Genomic DNA, 17599 nt, shown 5'->3' with positions numbered 1-17599 from the left:
TCGGCGCCTCCCAGACCGTGTATGTCCGGTTCGTCGGAGAACAGCTGCCGTAGTTGTCGCCATTGATCTTGAAGATGTCCGAGCCGCCTGAGCCGATGCTGTCCGGCCACAGCATCCAGCCGCCACCCAGCGAGCCGAATTCGCCGCACCAAATGAAGTCTTCGTCGGTGGTTTGGCCGTCGCGCGTGCCATAGATGAAGCCGTAGCCGTTGTAGTCATCGGTCACGTCGTATCCGTCGCCGACGATGTAGTTGCGAAGGAGGTGGACTCTTGAGCCGGAGTGGTGCGTGTTGAGGTAGCGCACGCGATCTTGAAAGGCGAGCGGAATGCTGTCCGAGACGCTGGCCAGCTTGCCGGTCGCCGTCTTGGAGTAGCGGATGTAGGGCAGGTCTTCACCGATCCTCAGCTTGCGACGCGAGGTCGTGCACTCGTAGGGATCGGCGGGGATGGGTCGATCCTGCGCGTCGACGCAGACGTACTGTCCCAGGAACTTGTTGCTCGCCGTCTCGTGGTAGGGCAGTGGGGTCAAGCCGACTGACAGGCCCTCGGTGCCTGGATTGACGTAGGCCGGTTCGTTGTACCAAGGGTCCGAAGCGAAGGTTTGTCCCGTGCCAAATAGTGACGCGACCAAGAGCCCAGGTGCGAAGCGCGACAGTCGCGAAAGCTTTTCCGATTTGAAACTCATTGAATATTCCCTGATTGATAAAAGGTACGGGTTGGGGATGCTGCCATACGAGCCACAGATGGCGCGATCAAGCACGACTAGTGGTTCAACGTTTTGCGGGAGAGCCGCTGCGGACCAGCGGCCCGCCATGCAGCTTCAGCCGCGCCGGCCGCGCCCGGCGGCCTTGGCCTGGTACAGCTTCGAGTCGGCGTGTTCGACCAGGCTTTGCCAGCTGGTGTCGTAGTCGGCGTTGAAGGCCACGCCGACGCTGGCACCGATGCGCAGTGTCAACGAGCCCACCACGAATGGCTCGTGTGCCGCGTGCAGGATCTTGTCGGCCACGCGGTCGGCGTGGGCCTGTTCACGCACACCGTTGAGCGCCACCGCAAACTCGTCGCCGCCCAGGCGCGCCACCGCGTCTGACGGCCGCACCAGGCCCTGGATGCGCTGCGCGAACAGGCGCAGCAGCTGGTCGCCCACGGCATGGCCATGGGTGTCGTTGACGGGCTTGAAGTGGTCGAGGTCGATGTACAGCAGGGCCAGCGTGTCGGCCACGCCTTCCTCGGCGCGCTGATCGAGGTAGGTCTCGAAGCCGGCCCGGTTGAGCAGCCCGGTCAAGGCGTCGCGTTCGGCCAGGCGGGTCAGTCGCACTGCCTCTTCCTTGTGCGACGTGATGTCTTGCGAGACAACGACAAAGCCCTTGACCTCTTCGCCGTCGCGCAGCGGGATGTAGCTGATGCCCAGGTGCCGGCCGTGGCTGCGATCGAGGAAGCTGCGCTCGAAGCTGACGGTTTCGCCGGCCATGGCCCGCTCGACCCAGGGCTGGCGGCGCGCCAGCTCGTCGGCGCCGAGCACGGCTTCGACCTTCTGGCCGATGATCTGCTGGCGTGGCCTGCCCAGCCAACGCTCCTGCGCGCTGTTGACGAGGCGGTAGCAGCCGTCGGCGCCGACGACAGCGACCATCGCCGGGATCGATTCGATGATCGACTGCAGCGTGGCCGATTGCAGCGCCAGCTCGCGGCGCGCTTCCTCCGCAGCCGTGATGTCGCGCATCACCGCTGAGTAGCGGGCGATGCGGCCACTGCTGTCGTGGTGCGCGATCACCATGTGGCTGATCGGCATCACGCGGCGCCCTGCGGCGATCACCGTGGTCTCGCCCAGCCACACGCCCTGCGCCTTGACGGCCGGGTTGATTTCTTCCAGGTAGCGCTGGTTGGTCTCGGGCGTGTTGAACTCGCTGAAATGGTGGCCACTGGCCGGCTCGTCCGGACGCAGGCCCAGCACACGCCGCGCAGCGGGGTTGATGTAGGTTCCCTGGCCGTGGCGATCGGTCTGGACGATGAAGTCGGTCGAGCTGTCGAAGATCTCGGTCAGGTCGCGCAATTCGCGTTCGATGGCCACGCGTTCGGTGATGTCCGAGCCGGTGCTGTAGAAGCCGCGCACCTCGCCATCGGGCCCCCGGTCCGGGATCAGCTGGCTCTCGATGCGCCGGCACTCGCCGTCGACCATCTCCTCGAACTCGAAGCGCTGCGGCTCGCCGCGAAGAACCGCTTCGACATGCGGCTGCACTGCGCCGTAGGCCTCGGCGCCGGTCAGCTCGGCACGGGTGTGGCCGATGATCTGCTCGATCGGCCTGCCGAAGCGCCGGCTGTGTGCGAGGTTGACGAAGCGGAAGCGACTCTCGCGATCGAGGTAGGCAATGCGCACCGGCAGGCTGTCGGCGATCTGGCGCATGAAGCGCTCGCTGTCGGCCAGGCGTTGTTCCAGCTGTTTGCGCTCGGTGATGTCGCGGCCGACCGAATGCAGCGTGGCGACACCGTTGGCGTCGACCTGGCGCCGGTTGGTCCAGGCCACCCAGCGCTCACCGCCGTCGGGCGTCACCATCCGGTTTTCGCCGTGGCGGGTGGTGCCGTTGCGCATCACGTCGTCGACCAGCCGGCGCACGGCATCGCGGTCAGTCGGCTCGATCAGGTCGTACAGGCTGGCGCCGGTCAGTTGCACAGGCGTCCGGCCGAAATGGCGCGAGTAGGCGGGGTTGATGTAGCGCAGCGTGCCATCGGCACTGGCCAGCGAAATCAGCTCGTGCTGCTCTTCGACGATTGCGCGGTGGCGCTCTTCGCTGTCGCGCAGCGCCTGCTCGGCATGCAGGCGGCCGCTGCGCAACACCATCGCCTGCGCAGCCGCCAGCGCGATCAGCACGACCAGCAGCGAGACCATCAGCACCAGCAGGCGCCGGTTGCCGGCCAGGCCTTCGGCGGCTTCAGCGTTCAGGCGGTCGCGTTCGCGGCTGACGATGTCGAGTGCGCCATCGAACTCGCGCTGGGCCTGTTCCATGTAGGTCTGGCCGACGTCGCTTTGCACCGCGGCGATCGCGTCGTCGTGCCGGCCTTGGTCGTGCAGGCGAATGGTCTCGGCCATTTCCGCCAGCTTCTGGCCGACCAGCGCGTGGGCGCGCCGCAGGTGGGCATGAAGCGCCGGGTCTGGCAGGTCGATGCCCTCGAGCGTGTCCATCAACTCGGGCAAGCGTTGCGTGGCGGCCAGGTAGGGCACCAGGTAGCGGGGCTTGCTGGTCAAGAGGTAGCCGCGCTGGCCGGTCTCTGCATCGCCCAGGCTGGTCAGGGCGGCTTGCAGCTGGCGCGCGCGCAGGCCCAGGTCGGCGCGCCGGGCCGTGTGGGCCATCACCTCGTCGGTCTGGCTCGCCAGCAGCACCGTCGTGCCGACCAGGCCGGCCAGTGCACACAGCAGGGCGATGAGCGTCAGCCGCAGGCCCAGCTGGCGCAAGCGTTGTCGTTGATCCGTCCACGCGGGATGGGTCAATGCGGGTCTCCTTGTGTCTCCTGGCACGGGCAGCGCACGCCCGCCCCGACGCCGCCGCGGCTTCAGGCGGGCCGCTGGGCACCGACGACGGTCAGCAGCGTGGCGACCAGCCGGTCGATCTCGATCGGCTTGGCCACATGCGCCACCATGCCACAAGCCAGGCACTGTGCGCGCTCTTCCGGCATCGCGTGTGCCGTCTGGCCAACGACCGGCAGGCCGGGCGCCAGTTCGGCGATGCGGCGTGTCGCCTCGATCCCGTCCATCACCGGCATCTGAACGTCCATCAGCACCACGTCGAAATCAGCCGGCGCGTGGCTGACCAGTCCGACTGCCTCGGCCCCATCGCCGGCCATCCGCACTTGCGCGCCTGCCCGGGTCAACAGTTGTTCGATGACCATCTGGTTGACGAGGTTGTCTTCGGCCACCAGCAGACGCAGGCCTTGCAGCGGCAATCCCGCCGCAGCCGTGGCGATCGGGCTCGGCAAGAGCAATGCCGGGGGCAGGCGGGCCTCGCGCAGCGGCAGCTGCAGCTCGAATTCGCTGCCCCGGCCGGGCGCCGAGCGGGCCGCCAGCCGGCCGCCCATCAGCTCGGCCAGCCGGCGGCTGATCGCCAGCCCCAGGCCGGTGCCGCCGTAGCGCCGGGTGGTCGATGAGTCGGCCTGGCGGAATGCGATGAAGAGTTGGTTGACCTGGTCATCGCTCATGCCGATGCCGGTGTCGCTGACGCGAAAGACCAGCATGTCGCCATCGCGCCCGGCCCAGACGCGGATGCTGCCTTGGTTGGTGAACTTGACCGCGTTGGACAGCAGGTTGACCAGGATCTGCTGCAGCCGCAATGGGTCGGTCAGGCAGGCGGCCGGCAGGTCGGGGCTGCGGGCGACGTCCAGCACCAGGCCCTTGGCCAGCGCGCTGTTGCGCACCAACGCGACTGCCCCTTCCGTCGCGGCGGCCGGGTCGACCGGGATCGATTCGATGTCCAGCCGCTGCGCCTCGATTTTCGAATAGTCGAGCACGTCGTTGACCACGCCCAGCAACAGGCGGCCCGATTCGAGGATGCGGGCGTAACCAGCTTGCGCCGGCAGGCCGGCGGTCTGGTCGAAGCCGATCTGGGCAAAGCCGAGGATGCCGTTCAGCGGCGTGCGGATCTCGTGGCTCATCGTCGCGAGGAATTCGCTGCGTTGACGCGCGATGCGCTCGGCGTCGATGCGGGCCGCTTCGCGCGCCTGCTCCAGCGCCCGGCGCTCAGAGATGTTGCGCACCACAGCGACCACCTCGCCATCACGCGTCGGCAAGAAGCGCGCTTCGAAGTACCGCTCACCACCTTCGAAGGRCAGGGCATATTCGATCGAATGCATCAAGGCGCCGGCGGCCACGTGCTGCAGCGCGTCCGACACCAGCGCAGCGGCCTCGGGCGGTAGCAGCTCGGGCATGCGGCGGTGGCGCAGTTGCTCGGGCGGCACGGTCAGGTCTTCCGGCCGGCTGGCGCGGTGGTCGAGGATGGTGCCGTCGGCGGCCATGCGGAAGTACAGGTCCGGCAGGGCCTGGAAGATGCTGTTGAGCTCGGCGCTGCGGCGCGACACCTCCTGCTCCAGGTCCTGCGCCTGCTGCGCCAGCAGGCGGGTGGCTTCGCGCTGCAGTGTGATGTCGACGAAGCTGCACAGCATGCAGTCCTCGGTGCCGATCCTGACCCGCACCGCGGCGAACGCCATGTCGCGGACCGTTCCGTCCTGGCGCCGAAAGCGCGACTCGATGCCCTCGACATGGCCTTGGTCTTTCAGCTGGCCCAGCGCGGTCGTGCGCGCGTCCAGATCGCACCACAGGCCCAGGTCGACGCCGTTGTGGCCCAGCACCTCGTCGCGCGAGTAGCCGAACATCTGGACCCAGGCCCGATTGACATCGGCAAAGCGCTGGTCGCTCATCAGGCCCAACGCCATGCCGACCGGGCTGGTCTGGAACAGCACCGAGAAGCGGGCCTCGCTCTGGCGCAGCGCCTGCATCGCCTGTTCGCGCGTCGCCTCGGCCTCGGCCGCGCCCCAGGCCAGGCCGATCTGGGTGCCCAGCCGGGCCAGCAGCTCGACCTGCTCGTCGTCGAAGAAGTCGGGCTGGCGCGAGTAGACCAGCAGCGCGGCGCGGGTTTCGTCGCCGACCTTGATCGGGAAGCCACCCGCGGCGGCCAGCCCGAAGCGCTGCGCCAGCTCGCGCCACGGCACCATCCTGTCGTTGCGGCCGAAGTCGCGTGCGACGCTCGGCCGGCCTTCGCGGAATGCTCGACCGCCCGGCCCGCGGCCATGGTCGTTGTCGTCGATCGACAGCGTGGCCTGGTCGGTGTAGGCCGAGGCATCCCCGGCGCGCGCCGACGGAATCAGCACGCGCCGCACCGGGTCGGGCTCGCCGATCCAGGCCAAGGGCAGGCCGCCGTCGTCGACCACGATCTGGCAGACCTGCTGGAACAGCTGGCTTCGACTGGGCCGCGCGGCGATCAGGCTGTTGACCTCGGTCAGCACCTTGTACAGCCGGTTGATGCGGATCAGCCGCCGCTCGGCCGCGCGCTGCACGCTCATGTCGCGCGCCACGCCTAGCACGCCGATCACACGGCCGGTGGAGTCACGCAGCGGGGTCTTGATGACCTCGTACAGCCCCTCCTCGTTTTCCGGGCTGGGCATGCTTTGCTCGATGCGGATCGGCGCATCGGCATTCAACGCGGCCATGTCGTTGCGGCGGAAGGACTCGGCCCGATCGTGGGTGGTCAAGTCCGCATCGACGTGGCCGAGGATGTCTTCTTCGCTGYGGCCCAGCAGGCGGGCCAGCGCGGGGTTGCAGAAGCGGTAGACGCCTTGCATGTCTTTCAGCCACACCAGGTCGGGCAATGTGCTGACGAGGGTTTGCAGGCGCTGGCGTTCGTCGACCAGCTCACGGGTGCGGCGCGCCACGATGCGGCGCATCGTCAAGCCCCAGAGCAGCGCCAGCAGCCCCAGGACGACCGCCACAGCCAACCAGAAGGCAACGGCACCGTGCTCAGCAGCCATCGAGGAATTACAGCACGGGGCCGTTTCGCGCGACAAGCGGGCGAGCCCGTGCCGCCCGTCACGGGCTGCCGAGGCAGCGGGCGGTCAGAAGTCTCAGCGCGTCAAGGGGTGCCGCCCTTCAGCAGCAGATTGGGCAGCCACAGCGAGAACGCCKGCACGTAGGTGACCAGCATCAGCGCGGCGACCAGGCCGCCGTAGAACGGCCAGATCGTTTTCATCACCGTGCCGACCGAGACGCCGCCGATCGCGCAGCCGACGAATTGCGTCGTGCCCACCGGCGGCGTGTTCAGCCCCAGCGCGCAGTTGATCAGCATCACGATGCCGAACTGCTCGGTGCTCATGCCGAACTGCTGGCAGATCGGCAAGAAGATCGGCGTGCAGATCAGGATCGTTGCTGCCATGTCCAGAAAGGTGCCGAGCAGGAACAGGATCACGTTGACCAGCAGGAAGATGACCCATGGCTCGGAGCTCATCGAGGTCAGCAGCTTGCCGGTCAGCTCAGCCACGCTGTACAGCCCGATCAGGTAGCCGAACATCGACGAGATGCCGATCAGCAGCAGCACCGTGCCGGTGGTCTTGACTGCCTTGGCGGCAGCCTTCATGAACTGCTCGCGCGTCAGCTTCTTGTAGACGAGTGCCGCGAGGAACAGCGCCCACAGCACTGCGACCGAAGCCGACTCGGTGGCCGTGAACGCACCGGACAGGATGCCCGCGACGATGATCGCGACGACGGCCAGCCCCGGCAGCGCCTGCGCGAACGAGCGGCCGACGATGGCCCAGCCGGGGAAGGTGCCTGCCGGGTAGCCGCGCTTGACCGCCACCGCATAGGCCGCGATCAGGTTGCAGATCGTCAGCACCACGGCGGGCACGATGCCGGCCAGGATCAGCGCCGCGATGCTGACCTTGCCGCTGGCGGCGAGCGTGAAGATGATCAGGTTGTGCGAAGTCGGCATCAGCGCGCCGACCAGCGACGCGTGGGTCGTCACGTTGACCGCGTAGTCGGCGTGATAGCCCTCTTTCTTCATCTGCGGGATCAGCACCGCGCCCATCGCCGACACATCGGCCACCGGTGAGCCCKAGACACCGCCGAACAGTGTGCAGGCCAGCACGTTGCTCATCCCTAAGCCGCCACGCACATGACCGGCCAGGCTCTTCGCGAACGCGACGATGCGGTCGGCGATGCCACCGTACATCATGATCTCGCCGGCGAAGATGAAAAACGGGATCGCCAGGAACGAGAACGGGTTCATGCCCGAAATCATTTGCTGGAAGCCGACCGCCATCGGCAGCCCTTCGTACAGCAGCGTGGCCAGCGACGACAGGCCGATCGAGAACGCGACCGGCACGCCCATCAACAGCAGCAGCGTGAAGCTGATGCACAAGATACTCAGAGCCATCGGGAATCGTCCGTTGGGGTGCGTTGATCGAGGTGTCGCATCACCATGCCGACTCCACCTCGGTGCCGCGCGCCAGCGCCAGGATGTGTTCGAGCGAGAACATCGCCACCAGCACGCCGGCCAATGCCGGCGGCGCGTACTTGAAGGCTTCGGAGATGCCCAGCGTCGGGATGTTGTAGCCGGCCACCGATTCGGCCAACAGCGCACACTGCCACGCCATCACCAGGCCGAAGATGCCGACCAAGGCGTGGATCAGGTACTCCATGACATGGCGCAGCTTGGCAGGGGCCAGCACCAGGAACGATTCGAGTCCGATGTGGCTGGCTTCGCGCACGCCGACCGCCATGCCCAGCATCGTCACGTACAGCACCAGCAGCACGGCACCACTCTCGGCCCAGGTGGGCGTGTCGTTGAAAACATAGCGTCCGACCACCTGGTACAGCACCGCGATCACCAGTAGCACCAGCCCGCCGATGCCGATGCGCATGCAGACCCGCGCGATGGCGGCGCACAACCGGCTGTAGGCCGGAGCGCGCGGCGGGATGATCAGATCGGGCAAAGCAGTATCGATCATTGGTACACCCACGGGCCTGCGGCCCGGCCCTCCGAGAGGGAGGGAGCCCCTACGGGCGGCCGGGCGGGGCTCATTGAACCGCCTGGATGCGCTTGACCAGGTCCTGCAGGTGCGGGTCTTTCAGGAACTTGTCGTAGACCGGCTTCATTGCGGCCTGGAAGCTGGCCTTGTCGACGTCGACGATCTGCGCGCCGCCGGCCTTGACGGTGGCGAGCGACTTCTCCTCGCGCTCGTCCCACAGCTTGCGCATGTAGCCGACTGATTCTTTCGCCGCCGCGCGAATGGCCTTTTGCTCGTCGGGCGGCAGCGTGTCCCAGACCTTCTTCGAGAACAGCAGGATCTCGGGCGCCATCGAGTGCTCGGTCTTGTTGTAGAACTTGGCGACCTCGAAGTGGCGTGAGCTTTCGTAGCTCGGGTAGTTGTTCTCGGCCGCGTCGACCAGGCCGGTCTTCAGCGCGGTGTAGACCTCGCCGAACGGCATCGGCGTGGCGTTGGCGCCCATCGCTTCGATCAGCGACACCCACAGGTCGCTTTGCTGCACACGGATCTTCAGGCCCTTCGCATCGGCCAGTGTCTTGACCGGCTTCTTGACGGTGTAGATCGAGCGTGAGCCGGAGTCGTAGAAGGCCAGGCCGATGAAGCCCTGGGCCTCGCAGTCCTTCAGGATCTCGTCGCCGATCGCACCGTCCAGCACCTTGCGCATGTGATCGGTCGAGCGGAACAGGAACGGCATCGTCGGCACCATCGTCGCCGGGCAGATGTTGTTCATCGGCGCGACGTTGACGCGCGTCATCGCGATCGCGCCGAGCTTGGTCTGCTCGATCGTGTCTTTCTCGGCGCCGAGCGCTGACTTCGAATAGACCTTGATCGAGTGCTTGCCGTTGGTCGCCTTGGCCAGGCTCTCGCCCATGTGGCGCACCGCCATCACGGTCGGGTAGTCGTCGGGGTGGATGTCGGACGAGCGGAATTCGGTGGCCTGGGCCGGCAATGCCCACGCGATCAACGAAGCCAGCAGCGAGGCGGCGAAAAAGCGAGAGGGGTGGGGCATGGTTGTCTCCGCGTCTGATGGTGTGGTGCAAAACGGTCAGGGCCGCCACGGCGTTTCGGGCAGGCCTTGGGTGCCGGGGCGGGTGATGAAGACCGCGCCGGCGCTGGCGCTCGAGTCGCCCGCCGGCCGGATGCTGGTGATCAGCAGCTCGTCGAGATTCGCGCCGCCGAAGCTGCACATCGACGGCTTGGCCGTGGGCACTTCGATCGAGCGGTCCAGCCGCCCGTTGGGCCTGAAGCGATGCACCAAGCCCGCGTCGTTGGCGCAGACCCAGTAGCCGCCGTCGACGTCGATCGCGGCGCCGTCGGGCCGGCCCGGGTGCTGGTTCATGTCGACGAACAGGCGGCGGTTCAGTGGCCGACCGCTGTCGTTCAGGTCGAAGGCCCAGACGAAGCGCGAACGCGGGTGGCTGTCGCTCAGGTACATCGTGCGGTTGTCGGGGCTGAAGGCCAGGCCGTTCGGCACGATCAGCCCGTCGACCAGCGGTGCGCTCAGGCCGGTCGGGTCCAGCCGGTACAGCGCACCGGCCGGCGCGGCGGCGGCCATGTCGCGCAACATCGTGCCTGCGAAGAAGCGGCCGGCGCGGTCGCAGCGGCCGTCGTTGAAGCGCATGCCTTGCAGCGCATGGTCGACAGTGGCCAGCGGCGCCGTCACCAGGCCGCCATCGTCGTGCGGCCGCAGGTGCACGAGGGTGGTTTCCATCCCCGCGACCAGGCCACCGTCGGCATGCATGGCAATGCAGCCAATGCGCTCGGGCAACTGCCAGCTCTGCAGCAGTCCGTCGCGCCAGCGCCGCAGCGCGCAGCCCTCGATGTCGACCCAGTACCAGGCCGCCTCGCCGGCATGCCACAGCGGGCTTTCGCCGACGCTGTCCTGGTGGTCGGGCACCAGCCGGTCCATGTGTCGCCGCCTTCAGTCGAACGGGCCGGTGCGCACGAAGGCGCCGCCCTGGTAGAGGTTGGCCGGGTCGCTGCCGTGGAGCGTCGGCTCGGCGGCTTCGAGTGCGGCGCGGAAGGGCTCCGAGCTGTCTTGCGGGCGGTAGCCGATGTGCCGGGCGCCGGTGTTGTCCCACCAGCTGGTCGTGTTGTCACTCAGGCCGTAGATGACCGAGTAGCCCACCACCGGCGCGGTCAGGCTCGCGACCACCAGGCGCTCCAGGTCATCGAAGCTGAGCCAGGTGGCCAGCATGCGGCGGTTCTTCGGCTCTGCGAAAGACGAGCCGATGCGCAGGCAGACCGTCTCGATGCCGTGCCTGTCGAAGTACAGCCGGGCCAGGTTTTCGCCGAAGGCTTTGGACAGGCCGTACAGCCCGTCGGGCCGCACAGGGTCTTGCGGCGAGATCACCTCGTCTTGGCGGTAGAAGCCGGTCACGTGGTTCGAGCTGGCGAAGACGATGCGTTTGACGCCGTGCTTGCGCGCGGCTTCGTAGAGATGGAAAGCACCTTCGATGTTGGCGCGCAAGATCGGCGCCCACGGCTGCTCGGTCGACACGCCGCCCAGGTGCACGACAGCGTCGACGCCTTCGAGCAACGCATGCACGGCGGCGGCGTCTTCCAGCTTCGCCAGCTGCAGTTCTTCGTGCTCAGCGGCTTCGCCGAGCGGCTCGACGTCCGACAGCCGCAGCCGCTGGCAATAGGCAGCCAGGCGTGGCCGCAGCGTGCGGCCGAGCCCGCCAGCGGCGCCGGTCAACAGCAGGCGGCCGAAGCGGATCGGGGTGGGGTGGGCGGGCATGGGAGCAGCAAAACCTTCGCTACAGTGACAACCAGTCTTGTGGTCTGTCATCAGTTGTCGTACAACTTGAGTCGACTGTACGGCCCCGACACGACACGCCCGATAGGGATAACACCGAGCACGATGAGCCTGAACCCGCCCACCCGCCGCAAGCCCCGCACGCTGGCCCTCGAGCTGGTCGAGGCCTTGGGCGACCGCATCCGCGATGGCCGCCTGATGCCCGGCGACAAGCTGCCGACCGAGGCCGCGATCATGGGCGAATTCGAGGTCAGCCGGACGGTGGTGCGCGAAGCGATCTCGAAGCTGCAGGCTTCGGGCCAGGTCGAGACGCGGCACGGCATCGGCACCTTCGTGATCGGCCTGGGCGACGCACCGGGCTTCAAGCTCGGGCCCGAGCAGTACAGCACTTTGCGCGACGTGATCGCGGTGCTCGAGTTGCGCATCGGTGTCGAGACCGAGGCCGCTGCGCTCGCGGCGCAGCGCCGCACGCCAGCCAACCTGGCCGTGATGCGCCATGCGCTGGACGCCGTGGCGCAGGCGATGGACGAAGGCCGCGACGCGGTGAGCGCCGACTTCCAGTTCCACCTCGAAATCGCCCGGGCGACGCAGAACAGCCACTTCGCCGACATGATGGCCACGCTCGGCAGCTCGATCATTCCGCGCGCGCGGCTGGCCCAGGCCGAAGGGCTGAATGAGCCGATGAGCGACGAGCGGCTGCAGTACCTGCGCCGCGTCAACGGCGAGCACGAAAGCATCTTCGACGCGATCAACGCCGGCGATGCCGACGCAGCCCGCGCGGCGATGCGCACGCACCTGGCGAACAGCCGCGAACGCCGGCGCCGGGCACAGCAGGCCGAAGGCGGCTGAGGGCTGAGGGCGCGGCTCGGCCTCGCACGACTGCTCGCTGCGTTTTGCTCCAGGCGAAGGGCGCGTTCTGCCGTCACCTACGCGGTCTCACGTAGACAGAAGCTTGATTCAAGTTGTACGATGACATACAACTTATTCGGCTTTTCGACGCTGTCATCACCTCACCGGAGACCCTTCGATGTCACCCCAAGAGCTCAAGCGCGTGCTGCAAGCGGGCCTGTTGTCGTTTCCGCTGACCGACTTCGATGCCCAGCTGCGCTTCGCACCGCGCGCTTACGCCGAGCGGCTGGAATGGCTGCAGCCCTACGGTGCGTCGGCGCTGTTCGCTGCCGGCGGCACCGGCGAGTTCTTTTCGCTCGAGCCGCAGGAATATGCCGAGGTGGTCCAGGTCGCGCTGGACACCTGCCGCGGCCGCACGCCGATCATCGCCGGCGCGGGTGGCGGCACCACGCTGGCGATCAAGTACGCGCAAGAGGCCGAGCGACTCGGTGCGCAGGGCATTCTGCTGCTGCCGCACTACTTGACCGAGGCCAGCCAGGAAGGGCTGGTTGCGCATGTCGAGGCGGTCTGCAAGAGCGTGAAGTTCGGCGTCGTCGTCTACAACCGCGGCGCCTGCAAGTTGACGCCGGCGAGCCTGCTAGCCCTGGCCGAGCGCTGCCCGAACCTGATCGGCTTCAAGGACGGTGTGGGCGACATCGAAAAGTTTGTGGCCATTCGCCAGACGCTGGGCGAACGCTTCGCCTACCTGGGTGGCCTGCCGACGGCCGAGGTCTTCGCCAGTGCCTACAAGGCGATGGGCTGCCCGGTGTACTCGTCCGCGGTCTTCAACTTCATCCCGAAGACGGCGATGGACTTCTACAACGCGCACGCGGCCGGCGACAGCGCGACCTGCGACCGCTTGATCCGCGACTTCTTCCTGCCGTACATCGCGCTGCGCAATCAGGGCGAGGGTTATGCGGTTTCCATCGTGAAGGCCGGCGCCACGATCGTCGGCCACTCGGCCGGCCCGGTACGTCCGCCGCTGTCAGACCTGAAGGCCGCCGAGGTCGGCACACTCGCCAAACTGATCGCCAGGCTCGGTCCGCAGTAGCCGTCCGTTCGGCGCCCCTCGCTGTCGCCGCACAATCCAGCCCATGCCGCCCGCCGCCTTTGCGCGCGGGCGCTTCCCATTCCAAAGAGGAGATCCCATGAAGCTGAACCTGATCGGCGGCGCCTGGACCGAAGGCCCGCGCAGCTACCGCAACATCAACCCATCGGACACGCGTGACGTGGTGGGCGACTACACGGTCGCCGGCCGCGAGCAGGCGCTCGAAGCGGTGGCTGCCGCGCATGCTGCGTTCCCGGCCTGGAGCCTGTCGACGCCGCAGCAGCGCTTCGACGCGCTGGATGCTGCGGGCAGCGAGATCCTGGCCCGCAAAGCCGAGCTGGGTGACCTGCTGGCGCGCGAAGAAGGCAAGACACTGCCCGAAGCCGTGGGCGAGGTCGTCCGCGCCGGCAACATCTTCAAGTTCTTTGCCGGTGAAGCACTGCGCACCGGTGGCGAGGTCGTGCCCTCGGTGCGGCCGGGCGTCGGCGTCGAGGTCACGCGTGAACCGTTGGGCGTGATCGGCATCATCACGCCGTGGAACTTCCCGATCGCGATCCCTGCATGGAAGATCGCGCCGGCACTGGCCTACGGCAACTGCGTCGTCTTCAAGCCGGCCGAGCTGGTGCCGGGTTCGGCCTGGGCACTGGCCGACATCCTGTCGCGTGCTGGCATCCCGCCGGGCGTGTTCAACCTGGTGATGGGCCGCGGCTCGGACGTGGGCGCGGTGCTGCTCGAAGACGATCGCGTCGCCGGCATCAGCTTCACCGGCTCAGTCGCCACCGGCAAGCGCGTGGCAGCTGCGGCCGTCGCCCGTGGCGCCAAGGTGCAACTCGAGATGGGTGGCAAGAACCCGTTCGTCGTGCTCGACGACGCCGACCTGGGCGTTGCGGTCGGTGCGGCGATCAACTCCGGCTTCTTCTCTACCGGTCAGCGCTGCACGGCCTCGTCGCGCATCATCGTCACCGAAGGCATTCACGACCGTTTCGTCGCTGCGATGGTCGACCGGATGGCCGCGCTGAAGATCGGCGATGCGCGGGCGCAAGGCACCGACATCGGCCCGGTGGTCGATGACAGCCAACTGGCGCAAGACCTGGAGTACATCGCGATCGGTCAGGCCGAAGGTGCCAAGCTCGCTGCTGGCGGCCAGGCCATGGCCACCAACGCCGACGGCGCACCCGGCCACTACCTGATGCCCGCGCTGTTCACCGAGACCACGGCCTCGATGCGCATCAACCGCGAAGAAATCTTCGGCCCGGTGGCCAGTGTGCTGCGCGCGAAGAATTACGAAGAGGCGCTGGCCTTCGCCAACGACACGGCCTTTGGCCTGTCGGCCGGCATCGCGACCACCTCGTTGAAGTACGCGACGCACTTCAAGCGCCACGCGCAGGCCGGCATGGTGATGGTCAACCTGCCGACAGCGGGTGTCGACTACCACGTGCCGTTCGGGGGCCGCAAAGGCTCGAGCTACGGGCCGCGCGAGCAGGGTCGCTATGCGGCCGAGTTCTACACCACGGTGAAGACGGCCTACACGCTGGCCTGAGCGGCCGAAGGCCTAACGCGGCAGATTCACGCCGCGGCGTGCAGCCATGTCCTCGGACATGGCTTGCCGCGTAGCGGGCCCGGCCAGTGACGCGGCGGCCGGAAACACCAGCTTGTCTTCCAAGGCGAGATGGCTGTCGTGCAGCGTAGCGAAGCTCTCAGCTTCGCGGCGCAAACGGGGCAAGTCGTCAGGCAACTGCCCGTCGGCCAAGGTTTGCAGACCGATGGCCAGCTCCGCCCACAGCGCGCGGAAGGTCAGATGGTCTGCGGACATCTGCTCGGCTGCTTCGACCAGTTCGGCCCGTTCGCTGGCGTAGAGCAACGGCAGGAGATGCCTTTCCTCGTCTTCGTGGTGCAGCGGCGCGGCGAGGTTGAAGTAGCGCAGCACGTCGCGCGCAGCATCGGCGGCTTGGGCATCAGGCCCGTGCTGTTCGGCGTGCGCGATGAGTTTGAGCAGCAACGCCAGCGAGCGTTTCACCCGCTCGTGGCAGGCGGCCAGTAGCTCGAAGGGTTCGTCCAGTCCGGCGGAAGGCGCTGCGTGCAGTGCGCCGCTGCGGGTTGCATGTGCACTGGTCGGAAGGGGCAGGGGCGATGCCATCCCGGCATTCTCGGCCCCCAATGAAAAAGCCTGCCGGCGCGTCCCGGGGAAGGGCCTTGCGCCGGCAGGCTTATCGCCTCGAAGCCGTCAGGTCAGAACAGGCCGAACATCTTCAGCGACACCAGGCCCAGAACACCGGCGATCGCGTAGCGGATGAAGGTCAGCGGGGCGCGGGTGCTGATGTACGAGCCGATCAGCACGCCCGGGATCGAGCCCATCAGCAGGTTCAGCAGCAGGCTGTAGTCGGTGTGGCCGAGCGACAGATGGCCCAGGCCGGCGATCAGTGCCAACGGGATGGCGTGGGCCAGGTCGGTGCCGACCAGCTTGCTCGCGTTCAGCCGCATCGGGTACAGGTAGACCAGCATCACGGTGCCCAGCGCGCCGGCGCCGATCGAGGTCAGCGTGACCAATACACCCAGCACCACGCCAGCGATCACGGTGGCCACCGGCTGGACGTGCTTGAAGTAGCTGGCGTCGGTCACGCGCAGGCTGCGGCCGACGCGGTGCAGATAATCTTTGGCCAGCATGCCGRCAGCCGTGATCAGCAGGGCGATCGCGACCGCGCTGATGATGAAACCGCTCTTGACCTGGTGTGCGTCGCTGTAGTGCATCCAGGCCAGCGTGGCGGCCGCGGCGGGCAAGCTGCCCATCGCCAGGCGGCCGACAATGCCCCAGTCCACGGTGCCGTGGTTCTGGTGTACCGCGACGCCAAACATCTTGGTGATCGACGCATACAGCAGGTCGGTGCCGACGGCGGTTTGCGGCGCGATGCCGAACATCAACACCAGCAAGGGCGTCATCAGCGCCCCGCCACCCACGCCGGTGATCCCGACGATGGTGCCGACCAGCAGGCCGGCCACGGCCCTCATGCCATCAATTTCCACGACTGCTCCCGTCCCGATGAATGCGCAAACCGGGACCGGTCGCCGTTGCGCTGCCCTTTGCGTGGCGGCATTGTGAGCGTCGGGTTATGAGGAAACCGGCTATCGATACATGGCCTCGGCATAACTTGGCACGTTGATCGAGTCAAGCTGAAAAGCTCAGAAGCCTTCCGCATGAGCTCAGACCATGCTTGTTCTCCTGCTAAAAGGGCCGTTCCAAGCTCGAAAATCGCATGACGCGGCCTGACCGTTCGTGCGGCCGGCATCCCCAGTTTGACTAAGGGTAAATCCTGAGGAGTTGGGCGGCTACGGACACCGCGATGACCCCAGGCTGCTTGCCCTCGATATCGGGCAGGCCAATCGGGCAGACCATGCGTGAGAGCACCTCTTCGGCGATGCCTCGGTCGCGCAAGCGATGCTCGAAGCGGGCCCGCTTGGTGGCCGAGCCGATCAGTCCGAACCAGCCGAAGTCGCCTCGCTGCAGGATCGCCTCGGTGATCGCCAGGTCCAGCGCATGGCTGTGGGTCAGTACCAGGTAGAAGTCGCCCGGTCGGCCGTTCGGCACCTCGGCCTCGACGGGCTCGACGCAGACGCGCTGCACATGCTCGGCTGATGGCTCGGCGGGGAATTCGCTCTCCCGTTCGTCGACCCAAACGATCTCGCAGGGCACGCCTGCCAGCACCTGGACCAGCGCTCGTCCCACATGGCCGGCGCCGAACAGATGCAGACGGAACAGCGGCTGCGGTGCTGGCCAGGTCGCGAGGGTTGATTCGGTCAGTGGTGACAGCCGCAGCGTCAGCGCACCGCCGCAGCATTGGCCGAGCGATGGGCCGAGGGCGACGGGCCAGTCCAGCGGGGTGATGTCATGGGCGGCCAGCCGCTCGCGAGCCTTTGCAATCGCCTGCCATTCGAGGTGGCCGCCGCCGATGGTGCCGGCCACCTCGTCGGTTCTGACCAGCATGCGCGTGCCGGCTTCACGAGGCACGGAGCCGCGGGCTTCGATGACTTCGACCAGCATGGCGGGGTGTCTTGTCGCCAGCCACTGTGCTGCGGTGTTGTGGTCCGGGTCTCGCACTCAGAATCTCCGGCGTTTCTTTCCACCTGCAACGCGTCGCGCGTGGTGGGTGGCCCGGGGATGCGTTCTTCGGCCCACGCTCGCGGGGAAATGTGTGCGGCCTGCCGACGTCTCTCGGTCAGCATCGTTGGCGCGTGCGAACGTTGGCGCGACCGCGAATGGGGCCTGCGCCCGCACCCCCAAGCCACCCACCATGGAACGGTGGTGTCTTGCCTGCGCGTGCCATGTCACGGGCGGTGCTTGCAGGGTGGTGGTGGTGCCTCCGGGCGCAGGCCCCATTCGCGGTCGCCACCAC

Annotated in this window: 14 protein-coding genes; 3 read left to right on the top strand and 11 right to left on the bottom strand. The window is 67.3% G+C overall.

Annotation, left to right across the window (positions count from 1 at the left end; translation table 11 throughout):
- The 8 genes from AC1DYI_RS10850 to AC1DYI_RS10815 form a co-directional block, all read right to left on the bottom strand.
- Positions 1-760: hypothetical protein (locus tag AC1DYI_RS10850; protein ID WP_477204116.1), on the bottom strand; the 760-nt coding region annotated here is incomplete at its 3' end.
- Between the two features lie 60 nt (positions 761-820).
- Complete coding sequence (locus tag AC1DYI_RS10845) at positions 821-3481, bottom strand: PAS domain-containing protein (RefSeq protein WP_477204115.1); 2661 nt, start codon at positions 3479-3481, stop codon at positions 821-823.
- A gap of 62 nt (positions 3482-3543) precedes the next feature.
- Complete coding sequence (locus AC1DYI_RS10840; protein WP_477204114.1) at positions 3544-6507, bottom strand: PAS domain-containing protein; 2964 nt, start codon at positions 6505-6507, stop codon at positions 3544-3546.
- A 101-nt stretch (positions 6508-6608) separates the two neighbouring features.
- The gene (locus AC1DYI_RS10835; protein WP_477204113.1) at positions 6609-7904 is read right to left on the bottom strand and encodes a TRAP transporter large permease; all 1296 of its coding nucleotides are present in this window, start codon (positions 7902-7904) and stop codon (positions 6609-6611) included.
- A gap of 40 nt (positions 7905-7944) precedes the next feature.
- On the bottom strand, positions 7945-8391 hold the full coding sequence (locus AC1DYI_RS10830) for a TRAP transporter small permease (RefSeq protein WP_477204117.1): 447 nt from the start codon (positions 8389-8391) through the stop codon (positions 7945-7947).
- A gap of 157 nt (positions 8392-8548) precedes the next feature.
- Positions 8549-9526, bottom strand: coding sequence for a TRAP transporter substrate-binding protein (locus AC1DYI_RS10825; RefSeq protein WP_477204112.1), 978 nt, complete (start codon positions 9524-9526; stop codon positions 8549-8551).
- Between the two features lie 36 nt (positions 9527-9562).
- Positions 9563-10426: an SMP-30/gluconolactonase/LRE family protein gene (locus AC1DYI_RS10820; protein ID WP_477204111.1), complete on the bottom strand. Its 864-nt coding sequence runs from the start codon at positions 10424-10426 to the stop codon at positions 9563-9565.
- 12 nt (positions 10427-10438) lie between these two features.
- Positions 10439-11257 (bottom strand): NAD-dependent epimerase/dehydratase family protein, encoded by an 819-nt coding sequence (locus AC1DYI_RS10815; RefSeq protein WP_477204110.1) that lies wholly within the window; start codon positions 11255-11257, stop codon positions 10439-10441.
- A gap of 123 nt (positions 11258-11380) precedes the next feature.
- Between AC1DYI_RS10815 and AC1DYI_RS10810 the strand changes: the two genes are divergently transcribed.
- The 3 genes from AC1DYI_RS10810 to AC1DYI_RS10800 all read left to right on the top strand — a co-directional run bounded on the left by AC1DYI_RS10810 (position 11381) and on the right by AC1DYI_RS10800 (position 14751).
- Positions 11381-12124 carry a FadR/GntR family transcriptional regulator gene (locus AC1DYI_RS10810; RefSeq protein WP_477204109.1) on the top strand — a complete coding sequence of 248 codons (744 nt, stop codon included), beginning with the start codon at positions 11381-11383 and terminating at the stop codon, positions 12122-12124.
- Between the two features lie 178 nt (positions 12125-12302).
- Positions 12303-13214 (top strand): 5-dehydro-4-deoxyglucarate dehydratase, encoded by a 912-nt coding sequence (kdgD, locus tag AC1DYI_RS10805; RefSeq protein WP_477204108.1) that lies wholly within the window; start codon positions 12303-12305, stop codon positions 13212-13214.
- 97 nt (positions 13215-13311) lie between these two features.
- Positions 13312-14751: an aldehyde dehydrogenase family protein gene (locus tag AC1DYI_RS10800; protein WP_477204107.1), complete on the top strand. Its 1440-nt coding sequence runs from the start codon at positions 13312-13314 to the stop codon at positions 14749-14751.
- A 12-nt stretch (positions 14752-14763) separates the two neighbouring features.
- On the opposite strand, the gene AC1DYI_RS10795 is transcribed toward AC1DYI_RS10800, so the two are convergent.
- From AC1DYI_RS10795 to xdhC, 3 genes are all read right to left on the bottom strand, one after another.
- Entirely contained in the window at positions 14764-15348 is a 585-nt protein-coding gene (locus AC1DYI_RS10795) for a hemerythrin domain-containing protein (RefSeq protein WP_477204106.1), read from the bottom strand.
- Between the two features lie 92 nt (positions 15349-15440).
- On the bottom strand, positions 15441-16217 hold the full coding sequence (locus tag AC1DYI_RS10790) for a sulfite exporter TauE/SafE family protein (protein WP_477204105.1): 777 nt from the start codon (positions 16215-16217) through the stop codon (positions 15441-15443).
- 289 nt (positions 16218-16506) lie between these two features.
- Positions 16507-17304, bottom strand: a complete 798-nt coding sequence (gene xdhC, locus AC1DYI_RS10785; RefSeq protein ID WP_477204104.1) for a xanthine dehydrogenase accessory protein XdhC — start codon at positions 17302-17304, stop codon at positions 16507-16509.
- Positions 17305-17599 lie beyond the last annotated feature (295 nt).

Source organism: Ideonella sp. P3_A4 (genome assembly GCF_056403075.1).
This window is presented reverse-complemented; position numbering and strand designations above follow the sequence as displayed.